The sequence below is a fragment of the Ignatzschineria indica genome (genome assembly GCF_003121925.1).
In the GTDB taxonomy this organism is placed as follows: Bacteria; Pseudomonadota; Gammaproteobacteria; order Cardiobacteriales; family Wohlfahrtiimonadaceae; genus Ignatzschineria; species Ignatzschineria indica.
Genome location: NZ_QEWR01000002.1, coordinates 773,896 through 785,417 on the forward strand (window position 1 = coordinate 773,896; position 11,522 = coordinate 785,417).

The window sequence follows — 11,522 nt, forward strand, 5'->3', positions numbered from 1 at the left end:
CACATGGAATAAGGTATGGGAATGTTTTCAACTTCTAAAACCTTTAATGGGAAAAGAAAAAAGAGAATGTAGCTATGAAGAAATTGATAGAGTTGCAAAGTTACTAGAGAAATCAAGATCTACAATTTATCGTTGGCTAAATAAACTCAAAAAATTCCAACGATATTGAGCTACATGGCGTAGATAAGCAAAACATATTCCAAATCCCCAATCTCTATTTTTATCACTTAATTCAACTAGTTTTGCAACAATTAGAGCATTCTCATCTTTAAGCTTCGATTGATATCGATAACATTTTTCACTGATATTACATGTAACACAGGCTAGGCGAATGCTTACAGATCTTTGTAATACAGCCCATCTTTCGACGACAAGATGGTTTTACCACTTTTTTGCAATAGCTTCTTGGATAATTTCAGCTTTTAATCTTTCTTCAGCGTGCATTTTTTTGAGTTTAGCATTCTCGGCTTCTAGTTCTTTAAATCTTGCCATTAATGTTGTATCCATACCGCCATATTTTGCACGCCATTTATAAAATGGCCCACTACTCATGCCATGTTCACGACAAAGAGCTGTCACAGGTATTCCAGATTCAGCTTATTTTAAAATTGCCATAATTTGGCTATCAGTAAATTTAGATGTTTTCATTGAGAATCTCCTGACTTATTTAAATTAATATTAAGCGAAAATTCTACTTTTGAGTTAGGTTATTTTTAGGGGGGATTACCTGAGAAAATTTCAAATCTAACAATGTCTTCGTATGAAGAAATAATATTTCCTGACTATACTTTTAATCGGACAACTATTAAAGGTATTCTTAATATAGGCATCTATCATAGATCCCGCCAGAGCTTTAGTTTGCAATATTACCCTCTCTGTTTGAAAGAAGATTTAACCCCTTATTACAGAAAGCGTCGGCGCTTATCATATATGACTATCTGTCATACACATCATATCCATTTACTCGATCGATGCTCTCATTATTCTGCTCCAATTATGCCTCATAGAATCGATATAATTAACAAATCATATCTTCAACAAGATATAAGCCTCCAAGTTTGCGCTATCTGTAGAAAAAGTCTTACTTCTCTAAAAAATATCACTACCCCTAACCCAAACGAGCTATATTTAATGCGAAAAATTACCAATGCTATAAATCATAGATATATAGAATTAGGTGACAATAACAACCTACACTCTTTACTTTTTTTGAAGGAATACGAACCTTAGTACAGGGATTAGCAAGATTAAAAAAATAATCTTGGCAAAATATCCCCCCTAAATTCGCGTTTGAAAAGTCACCTATATCACTTAGAATTCGATTATTAAAAATAGTAGCTCTACTTTTCCAAAACTGGCCGTATAACTTGGTGCGGTTATTGCAAGAAATCAAACAGCCCCATTCAACCTTTATCTCCAAAAACACCAATGATTCAGCCCCTTTCTGTATCTATAAAGAATTTATTTCACTTTAACCCTCATAAATCTCAATAGTTTGATAATGCGTTATGCTAAGAATCTTAAGATACTTACTTCATGGCTTTTCGAAAGGTTCGCACCGCTATTTCTTCGGGGGGAATAAATGAGACAAGGTTATCAGGGATAGTCGCTATAGCGTGTCTTTTACTTTTTCTATACAAAAGCCAGCTAATTAAAATAGCTATAACTGGCGCAATAAAGAAACCATAAAGAATAGGGAAAAGTACGATCAAAAGGAACCATAAAATGAGTGTCAATATGATACCGAGTATCATAGCCTGAGATTTCATATATCGAAAATAGCCATCAGGCATACCGTAAATCAAATGGGTTTGACATCCTTGGCAAATGGTTGCGCCGTATGAGATTTCATAACGACAGTGGGCACATTGAATAGGCTCACCTGGTTTGGCATAAACTCTTTCCATAATGAATTATCTACTCTCCATATATAAAGCATAGGGACTCTATGCGTAGAATAGTTATTCTAACAATAACAACTATAATAACAATAATGCAATCATCAACAGCGGTTGATTTTTTTATTAGGATATTAGCCTCGATGTCGCCTTTTAATAAAAAAATAGTTTGGAGCTACCCCTTCCGATTATTGAAACAATAGTAAGAAGGATTCAGTTCATATTCAGGTCAATTTCGTTCACATTTAGATTGTATAGAAGGATAGTTGCTTAGTAACTTAATACCCTCTTTCATGAAAGGCTATCCTTTCATGAGCCACTACAGGCAACACCTCACCATTTTTATCAGTATAAAAATAGTATCGCTTGTTGCGTTGATCTACACGTTCATCAATATATGCCAACAAAGGAAACCCGGCCTCTAAGTTTCTGATCGGCCCCCAATGCATCGGTACATCAGCATGATATATACCATCTAAAATCATCGGAAAAATCTCATTGCACTGATCATCAAATAGCCCTACATGGTGTTTTTTAATTGCACCATATCTGGGCACATCATTATATAAAAGCAGAGTTTTATACTTAGGTGCTAGCCGCTCACTACCATGCCAATCGTATATTCCAAAGGAATCATTACGCCGTGCAGGATCATAAGCACCAACAATAATTTCCTGTTCAGCAACACGAATCAGCGGGGCATCGTAGGAGTCCGGCGAAGACCATGTCCTAATAGGGCCTGAAAAAATATGCTCGCCATCGGGGCGTAGATAAGTCGTTTCCCAGAAGCGTTTTTTATTTTGCTGAGACAACGCTATAAACCCCGAATCATTTCGTAAGGCCATATCATAATCCAGTGGGTAAATCTCTTCTCCTTTGTCATTGATCACGCCAAATTTATCGTCATTTTCTACAATGATCAAACCATTGCTTGCATCACCAATAAGATCATAAGGCGCACTGATGATTTTCTGTGCCTGTACATTATATAAGAAGCTCTTCCCATCTTTGTATACCACCCACAGCCCCTCTTGAGCCAGCGGCTCGTACTCTTCGAACGGCAACTCAATCATCTTTTGCTGCGCAGCATCCCACCAATGATAAGGACTTTCTCCTTCTTTTTGTTGCTCATAAGGAAGCCGTAAACGCAATATTTTGTCCGTTTTAGCTGGATCAATCCATGCATAACGAGGCGGAACTAGTTCTTTGGCAGTATGTAAATCAATCAATCCATAACCGCTGTCCTGCTTAAAAGACAGTAGCTCTGGCAGCTGTAGACTTAATGAATCATATGCCGGTGGTAGCACCTCTGTACCATCCAGATCATAAAGTCCACTCATCCCACCCTTCTCTACCAAAATATAGGGATGCTCAGCATGCTCTGGCATCCAATAACGAATATTATCAAATCTAGGCTCAACCAGAATTTCTTCATCCGTGAAATACCAACCACGCAATTTTCCTTTATGCACTTTTAATACATTGGTATCTACCCATTCATTGGATTCGTTCTTACGGGCTTCAATACTATAACCATCATATTGTGCTGGCACTAATACCATCCCACTTAAATCACGCAGTTCTACCTGGCCCTTCTTATTATGGTGGACAAGGAAATAATCCTGTCTTAAGCGGCTAATGTACTCCGCCCGCTGCCAAGGCACGACATCAGCTCCCGATGCATCCAGAACCGCGCGCTTGTCCTCCTTAACCACCTCTATATAAAGATTTTGGCCAGAATAGTTATCGAGCTCGTAAACCCCTGTTAATTCAAAATCCGTGAGTTGCTGACCATCCCTATTAAACAAGGCAAAGCGCCCCCCTTTTTTAAGAGCTATAAAGTCATTTAACACAAGAACGTCATCGTAATCCTTATTGAAATAATGTGTCCCTGTACCTAAATGAATCAGCAGCTCTTGACCATCACGCTGCAAATTTACCACCCACTGATCGCCACGCATATACGAATGCTGAGGAAACTCGTACTCAAAGGGCAGCCATAGCTTTCCGTCAAATCCTACCAACCCCCAGTAACCGTCCTTTTTCGCATAAAAGTATTCCGGCTTTATACCACACCCTCCACAATAACTGATCTGTTCAAACTCAGCGGGAATCACCATCTCATGTGATTCTCCTTCATAGACCCCCCATTTCTCACCTTGTTGTACAGCAAAAAAATTTTGGAAACCAAATGACTGCACGTCTTGATACTTAGTTGGGACCATTTCTTCACCTTCGAAAGTGAATAAGCCCACCAGTCCATCTTTATGAGCCTTTAATGTTTGACAAGGCCTTTTTTCCAAATAATCATAGTCAGCTTTTATCAACCATTGTCCCGTACGCGGATCCACCAGCCCCATTTTTTGATCCCGAGCCACCAAATAGTGCGCTATAACACCCTCATCAAAAGGGCTCAACTGATAACAGCCTGTTTGCTGGGCAGTCAGCACAGTATCTATTTTATGATCGAACAGACGCTCGCCTTGTGTATTAATATAAAAGGTCTTCCCTGCTTGTTCCACACGAGCCAACCCACCTTGAAAAACTGATACTGCTTCATAAACCTTGGGGTTGCTAATCATTAGCATTTCTAGAAAATCAGCCTGCTGACGCTCTACTTTCGTCAATGACACCTCGGCTTTATCATCCCGATTCACAGAAATCTCTGCATTTTCTTGTGCCACACCTTGCCTATCAGGCATAGATATGTCACGAGCATCCCTCTCTGCCATCTCTTCCTCGCGTACCTCCTCCCAAAGAACCACATTAAAACTATCCTCAGGAGCACGTAATAACATGGTAGGATCTATGGGGCGGATACTGATGGTCTCCCTGTTAACTCCTAATTGGTGTCCATCTATAGACATGCTATTTAACTGTTTTACAGCATATCCCGACACTCCCAAGCCTTTGAGTTGATAAAACCATGAGGGTAGCGCTGGGCTCACCCAATACCATGCCTCTGCGGTATTCTCCTCGTCATTTTTCTTATCCCAATAACGAATCAGCTCTATCTCAAGACCCAAAATAGAATCATGCTCTTGAGAAGTCGTTTCCATGTGCGCCCACTGACTGTCATGACCTCCATCGTCCAAAAAATCACTCTGGTACCGCTCAAATGTAAATTGGTAAATTACAGGTTCGCCAGTGTCATACACAAATAACGCATCAGCGGATCGATCATAAATGATATTTTCACCTCCCACCTCAGAATCAAAGTGATTATATACTTCATTCGAGAAACGCTCGATGATCCTTTTCTGTGCCAGCAAGGTATTTAATGCATCAACTTCAGCAACAAAATCCGGGGAGGCCGTTTCTTCTTCCTGCAAGGTCAAATAAACACGTGAAACCGTCTCCCAAGCGCCAGTAATATCCTCTGTTGCCCATTGCACCGACATAGCCTCCTCCCCCCCTGTCTCGCTGTTGCCCAACTGAGACTGCGCCCAAACAAAGGATTGTATCAACAGCATAAAAGCCAAGAAAAAACTATATAGAAATCGAAAAAAAATACTCATAAAATCATTATTCCTCAATTAACTCTCCCCATTTCTCGGCTGCACAACCATTCAAACTATCATAGCAAAACCGATTTTATTGCAAAAAGCTGACGCAATATATCCTAATGATCCTTGCTACCGTCCAAGTCGGCTAGCAAGCATATCAAAATGCAACTTTATTTTTTTAGTGTAAGTAAATATTAGTTAAAAGCCAATTTTAGTTCTAAAGATTAATTATTGTTCCGTATATGAGCATAAAAACCACATAGAGAGCTGGAAGTAAAATCATCACTCCAACAAATGCAAAAAACACAAGAAAAATCTTCATTACTATTGCTTTTCTTGCCCAAATTTTATAGACAAAAAATAATATCAATCCAGCAAATATTAAATATATAGGCCAATAAAAAAAGGCAAGAAAAAAGAATGCCTCTAAATATTCTTCCATAATGTGCTTTTCCTGTTTTATAAATTTTAAAAAATAACTTGATTAATAAAGGCTTCTCTGTTTATTAAAATAACTACCTACGACGCTTCCAAGTAACTATAATATTCTGCCAAAAATAACTATTCAATTTGTAAATCATATAAATCACTATCGGTGGTGTACCTATCCCTGCTAACAATGCCACGGAGGTCACACCCCCCATAATGATCGGTAATGGACGACGAAAAAATCACCTTTATAGATAAAGTGCTTTTCTCGACCTTGAGATTGATAAGCTCGTTCATTCCAGTCGGTAAAAAGCTTTTCAAAATGTTGCAACAAAGATGTAAAGGCTAAAAAATTTTTTTCTTCTTCATCAATCCAAGTCATCAGCATCACATCAGATAGGCTTTTAGGGGCTTTATAATTTGTTCGCAAATCTAATGCATAATGCAGTACTCGATCAACACAATAAATTACAATGCGATTATTACTGGCTAAATTATCCTGACGAAACGCATATCGAACAACATCTCGGAATGCACCTTACCATAACGCTCCGAGACGAAATAATCCTCGTAAAAACTCACCGTATCCACACGAGCAAAGATCCATGTCACTAACTTATCTTAATAAAACAATGGGTTAGCAAACAAATAAAAACAGATAGCTATCACAACAAGTAGTCCAATAACAAACAACCATGGCTGTTCCTCTTCAAGGCCAAACAAGAGAGTTGTTCCTGCAAAGAGTACACCTATCAATATCAAAGTTATCAAAAAAAATCGCTAGCCCCATAAATGGGGCCAAATAACGATGTTCGCGATAGATAAAAGTAATACTCTGATTATCTTTATCAAGCCTCATAAATTACCCCTTATACTTGTTACCTTTATTCTGAATAGGCTACACTTATTAATTCAACTTTTATGAGGTCATAGATATACTGAATATTACATAGTATAAAGTGACTACAGTCATTACTAGATAAATAGCACCTGCTGGTACAAATAGTAAAAGCTTAACACCGAGTATACTACCAATTAGTGACATTAGTGCTAATAACCAATATTTCCGAAAAAAATAGGAAAGCTCCTTCAATACTCCTCGACTATTATTTAGTAAACAACACTATTAAGCTCATGATTAAACTTGGGAATGCCGTAATAATAATGGCTTTAGGTAAAGGAAAAACAATAGCTAAGGCTATAGTACCTATCATAGGAAATCCCATACCTGTGAGTCCATGTAACCATGAAGCTACTGAAAATATAATAATTTCTAATATATAAATGCTACCAAAATCTAAAACATGATTAACTGTTTCCATTTTTTGTTACTCTAGCTCGAATATAGTGTCTATTTTGATCTGAAAAAGGTTGTCTAGCATGTAAACCTTTCAGGTTATCTATAATAATTAAATCATCTTCTAATGCCTTAAATTCTCGCACCTTTTTATTTTCATTAATTACTTGCGTTAAAGCATTTAAAGCTGATGTCATTGCTGCATGATCTGCATTTTTATATACACCCATGCCCTTTAATATACAATCAAGTCTAAAACGCATACTATTCGACTTTATATCAATTATTTTAGAAAATATGACTGACTCTTTTTCATCAAAAGATTTTGGAGTTTTAAATGGATATCTATTTTCGCTAAGTGTTTTTAAATATTGCTTACCCTTATCTAAATAACTCAGATCAGAAATGATATCATTTGCACTCAAATACAGTGACCCCCCTCTTCTATTGCAGGAGTTACAACATACATCACAAGATAATCTTCTGGGTTAATTGTAAATGACGAGTCTGTATGCAATGGACAAGAGCCTGTTTCCTCAGAAAAAGTTGTTTGATTTTTTTTCAAATCAATCACTACCTCTAAATTTAATATCCCAAAACTGAGAGTTGTTGTTAGAGCAATTTGTAGTTGTATAGTGCCCTGTTAACACACCTAATTTGGCAAGAAAATTAGATAGCTCTTCTTTTTTCTATCTAAACTTAAATCTTTTAACCCTAGATTTCGTATAACACAGTACCCATGTTTATTTGCTATTAACTCTATCTCTGAGGCAATTGATATTTCAGAAGCTTGAGCTCCCTCTAAATAAATAATAATATTACCATCAATATTCATAAAAATTCATCTTTACAAAAAACATAATAAAAATATAATTATATCATTAATTATTTAAATTATTTAAATTATTTATTTTCCATATTTAGTGAAAAAAGCTCAAGAGTAGATCTTTATTTTGTAAAGTAGTATTAATTACTAGAATTGACACAGATGATACTAATTGGTGTTACTGTTTTAATGGGATACAACTTTTTTTAATATGAGTTTTAAACATCATTATGATTTAAAAAGTCGCAATCTTGGAAAAAACTTAACATTTATTATAAATCCTAGAGAAAATTTTGACTTTGTGGCTTCTGGTAAAAAAGGTACAAAAATTAGAAAAAAAATAAGAGATAGAGTTTTCTTATACAATAATGGGCATATTCCGAAAGAGTTAGGGTTTTATGGTGATGGGTCAAAAGAATGGGAACAATATCAATTAGGAGAAAAAAATTTTAAAAGTCCCCAACACTGCCCTTTTAAATTTATAAAAAAGGAAATCTAAATGGATTTTTTAGAATTAGGTTTATACATAATAACTGTTATAACTATGATAGCTTCCCCAGGTCCCGTTATGTTATTGGTAGCTAGCACTGGATTAAAACATGGATACAAAGCAGCCTTTAATACAATAGTTGGTACTAACCTTGCTTCACTAATCTTGATTAGTATTTCTGTACTAGCTTTAAAAGGAATTTTTTCTATAAATGAGAATGTATATGCCACTATAAGAATTATAGGTTGCCTATATATAGGTTATTTAGGTATTGAGATACTCAAAGAATATTTTATGGAGAGGGGGACGCTAATGCCCCTTAAAACAGATCAAGGGGGCTTTAAAAAAGGATTACTCGTCGGTTTATCCAATCCTAAAGATATTATATTTTTTGTTTCCTTTTTCCCTCAATTTATAGGGGTACATACCGATATTAACCTTAGCCTAACAATACTAATTGGGACTTGGATTTTATTGGATTTTACTACATTATTAATAATATATAAAGCCTTCAATACCTTGTCACAAAGTAAGATTTATCCTGTTATTATGATTCTCTGTGGTGTTTTATTTTTAGGGATTGCAGTTTATGGGCTATATACTGCTATAGGTCATTTTTTTAATTAAAACTAGCAAAAATTAATAAGGTGTTTAGACTTCGGAATTAATAATAACTTTCTAAAACTTCATAAGGAGTTAATCCATTAATACCCTTATGAGGTTTTACTGCAATTAGCTTCGTGATCTTTGGGTTATTATACGATAGGCTCATTGCAACAAAAGCGTATTTTTATATTCCTTTATATTTCCTTCCTCTATCTATAATAGAGGTTCTTCTAGTTCGATTTTTAATATCACCTTTCAAAAGATGACAATACCATATAGCTCGATTTAATCTCAAATAATTTGACTAATTGCATTTAATTAAGTTTTTAACAGAAGGATCAAACTATCGATACAACTGAAAAGCAAGAAATGCTCAATAATGCGAGTCAAAACTCCTTTTCAACGCTAAAAAGTATCTTGGAGCATCAACAACAAGCGATGCGCTTTTGTGATCTCAATCTTAGAACACCCTACTACTCTGCCCCCTTAGTCGATCAACTCTTACGCTACGCCGATCTTCTTAAACTCAATGAGATGGAGCTACGTTATCTGCAGAAGATCTATCAGATGGAGTCGCTCCCGCTTCGAGATACGCTCTACCATCTGATCGAGCGATTTGAACTCAATGCGATTCTCTTAACATTGGGTGCCGAGGGGAGTATTGTGATGAGCCCGAATGATTACTCTGCACTTTCAGGAAAATCGATCACCCTTGCGGATAGTATCGGTGCCGGCGATAGCTTCTCCGCCGCCTTTATCACAGCACTTTACCGAGGTGCTTCATTTCAAGAAGCACACCAATTTGCCCACCATCTGAGCCACTATATCTGCACTCAAGCGGGCGCTTTTGTTACATTGCCAGATCACTTTTCAGAAAAACTAACAACATTTCAAGCTTGGTAATGCTGATTTATACCAACTCGATATAAGCGAGCTCTTCTTCTGTTAAAGAGAGATACCAATCCTCTCCGAAGAGCTCACAAGGATGTTGCGAACGTTCGCTACCATTACCACAAAACATCTTATTAGCAGCACAAAGACGCTCGCATCCCCAGCAGATTCGCTCTGGATGCTTTGGGTTTTTAGGAATCCGCTGCTTCTTACCTGCCCGCTTTCCACATGTGCTATTCGATCGATCATCTAATTTCATCTTCTGACCTCCTTATCGAGACTTGCTCCTGATAATCTCAAGTCACACCTTCATCATGCCATAGATCTTGCTTGCTGTAGAGCTTTTTTGATCAGAGTTCAAATGCAGTTTTAATAGGTGTTGAGAACTATTTTGAGAAAAAGAGAGTGTATAAAATCTCTCTAATCATTCTCTCGATCTATGGTTAACTTCCCCCTTTTCCCTGTTATACTGTCTCTTATCGATTTTTTTAATCTGCGAAATAGTGACCATAACAATGAAATTAGAACAAGGTGAAAAGCTACGCGGAGCTGCCAAAACCGCACGTATTCCGATTAAGGTTGTCGCCGTTCCTAAGGAGGAGCGCATCCCCAAACCCGACTGGATTCGAGCCAAGATTCCAAGCGGTAAACGCTTTAGTGAGATTACTAAAATCTTACGCGATAATAAGCTTCACTCTGTCTGTGAAGAGGCGGCATGCCCCAATATTGGGGAGTGCTTTAATCAAGGAACTGCCACCTTTATGATTATGGGGGATATCTGTACCCGCCGTTGCCCCTTCTGTGATGTAGCCCACGGCCGCCCCAATCCGCTCGATGCTGAAGAACCAAAACGCTTAGCGGAGACAGTGAAGATGTTAGGGCTCGATTATGTGGTAATCACATCGGTCGATCGCGATGATCTTCGCGATGGTGGTGCGGGACACTTTGCTGATTGCATCCGTGAGATTCGTGCGCTCTCTCCCCATACAAAAATCGAGATCTTAGTTCCCGATTTTCGTGGCAGAATGGATGTGGCGATCGATATCTTAAGCGAAACTCCACCTGATGTACTCAATCACAATATGGAGACTGTTCCTCGCCTCTATAAACAGGTTCGCCCCGGCGCCGATTATGATCACTCCTTAATGCTCTTAAAGAAATTTAAAGCACGTAATCCTGATGTTCCCACTAAATCGGGCTTAATGGTGGGGGTCGGCGAGACCGATGAAGAGATGATGGATGTGATGCGCTATATGCGTGAACATGATATTGAGATGATCACTATCGGCCAATATCTTCAACCCTCCGGCGGGCATCTTGCCGTAGAGCGTTATGTGACACCTCAAACCTTTAAAGCATATGAAGAAGAGGCTTATCGTCTCGGCTTTAAACTTGCGCATATTGGCCCGATGGTTCGTTCGAGTTACCATGCCGGTGATAATACCTTAGCTTAGATAGAGTTATATAGAGTTATAAAAGATCATCAATAACAGCTAAGAATAAAAAAGACTAAAATAGTAGTAAAAGAGTAGTAAGAGAGTAGTAAGAGAACAGCAAAAGCAAGAAAGGCGCCTCCCAT

The 11,522-nt window shown here is 37.5% G+C and carries 13 protein-coding genes and 1 pseudogene; 5 read left to right on the forward strand and 9 right to left on the reverse strand.

The window, feature by feature from the left end; genetic code table 11:
- Window positions 1-153 precede the first annotated feature (153 nt).
- A pseudogene (locus tag DC082_RS03485) lies at window positions 154-648 on the reverse strand (transposase); the annotation flags it as partial.
- Between the two features lie 102 nt (window positions 649-750).
- On the opposite strand from DC082_RS03485, the gene DC082_RS11080 reads away from it, so the two are divergent.
- Entirely contained in the window at window positions 751-1,230 is a 480-nt protein-coding gene (locus tag DC082_RS11080; protein ID WP_109235772.1) for a TniQ family protein, read from the forward strand.
- A 299-nt stretch (window positions 1,231-1,529) separates the two neighbouring features.
- On the opposite strand, the gene DC082_RS03495 is transcribed toward DC082_RS11080, so the two are convergent.
- From DC082_RS03495 to DC082_RS03525, 7 genes are all read right to left on the reverse strand, one after another.
- Window positions 1,530-1,907: a hypothetical protein gene (locus DC082_RS03495; protein ID WP_109235773.1), complete on the reverse strand. Its 378-nt coding sequence runs from the start codon at window positions 1,905-1,907 to the stop codon at window positions 1,530-1,532.
- Window positions 1,908-2,176: 269 nt separating this feature from the next.
- Complete coding sequence (locus DC082_RS03500; RefSeq protein ID WP_133243680.1) at window positions 2,177-5,434, reverse strand: WG repeat-containing protein; 3,258 nt, start codon at window positions 5,432-5,434, stop codon at window positions 2,177-2,179.
- A 187-nt stretch (window positions 5,435-5,621) separates the two neighbouring features.
- Window positions 5,622-5,846, reverse strand: coding sequence for a hypothetical protein (locus tag DC082_RS03505; RefSeq protein WP_109235775.1), 225 nt, complete (start codon window positions 5,844-5,846; stop codon window positions 5,622-5,624).
- Window positions 5,847-6,035: 189 nt separating this feature from the next.
- Complete coding sequence (locus DC082_RS03510; RefSeq protein ID WP_109235776.1) at window positions 6,036-6,215, reverse strand: hypothetical protein; 180 nt, start codon at window positions 6,213-6,215, stop codon at window positions 6,036-6,038.
- A 724-nt stretch (window positions 6,216-6,939) separates the two neighbouring features.
- Window positions 6,940-7,155: a hypothetical protein gene (locus DC082_RS03515; protein WP_109235777.1), complete on the reverse strand. Its 216-nt coding sequence runs from the start codon at window positions 7,153-7,155 to the stop codon at window positions 6,940-6,942.
- Window positions 7,142-7,555, reverse strand: a complete 414-nt coding sequence (locus tag DC082_RS03520) for a TauD/TfdA family dioxygenase (protein ID WP_109235778.1) — start codon at window positions 7,553-7,555, stop codon at window positions 7,142-7,144. The genes DC082_RS03515 and DC082_RS03520 overlap by 14 nt, the downstream gene beginning before the upstream one ends.
- A 227-nt stretch (window positions 7,556-7,782) precedes the next feature.
- Window positions 7,783-7,965 carry a hypothetical protein gene (locus tag DC082_RS03525; protein WP_109235779.1) on the reverse strand — a complete coding sequence of 61 codons (183 nt, stop codon included), beginning with the start codon at window positions 7,963-7,965 and terminating at the stop codon, window positions 7,783-7,785.
- Between the two features lie 202 nt (window positions 7,966-8,167).
- Here DC082_RS03525 and DC082_RS03530 point away from each other — a divergent pair, with 202 nt between their 5' ends.
- The 3 genes from DC082_RS03530 (at window position 8,168) to DC082_RS03540 (ending at window position 9,955) form a co-directional block, all read left to right on the forward strand.
- Window positions 8,168-8,455: a YqcI/YcgG family protein gene (locus DC082_RS03530; RefSeq protein ID WP_109235780.1), complete on the forward strand. Its 288-nt coding sequence runs from the start codon at window positions 8,168-8,170 to the stop codon at window positions 8,453-8,455.
- A complete protein-coding gene (locus DC082_RS03535) occupies window positions 8,456-9,073 on the forward strand; it encodes a LysE family translocator (protein WP_109235781.1) in 618 nt (205 codons plus the stop codon).
- 348 nt (window positions 9,074-9,421) lie between these two features.
- A complete protein-coding gene (locus tag DC082_RS03540) occupies window positions 9,422-9,955 on the forward strand; it encodes a carbohydrate kinase family protein (protein ID WP_109235782.1) in 534 nt (177 codons plus the stop codon).
- Window positions 9,956-9,962: 7 nt separating this feature from the next.
- Here the strand turns inward: DC082_RS03540 and DC082_RS03545 are convergent, their stop codons facing one another.
- Window positions 9,963-10,202, reverse strand: coding sequence for a DUF3079 domain-containing protein (locus DC082_RS03545; protein ID WP_109235783.1), 240 nt, complete (start codon window positions 10,200-10,202; stop codon window positions 9,963-9,965).
- Between the two features lie 256 nt (window positions 10,203-10,458).
- Here DC082_RS03545 and lipA point away from each other — a divergent pair, with 256 nt between their 5' ends.
- Window positions 10,459-11,397, forward strand: a complete 939-nt coding sequence (gene lipA / locus DC082_RS03550) for a lipoyl synthase (protein WP_109235784.1) — start codon at window positions 10,459-10,461, stop codon at window positions 11,395-11,397.
- Window positions 11,398-11,522: the final 125 nt, after the last annotated feature.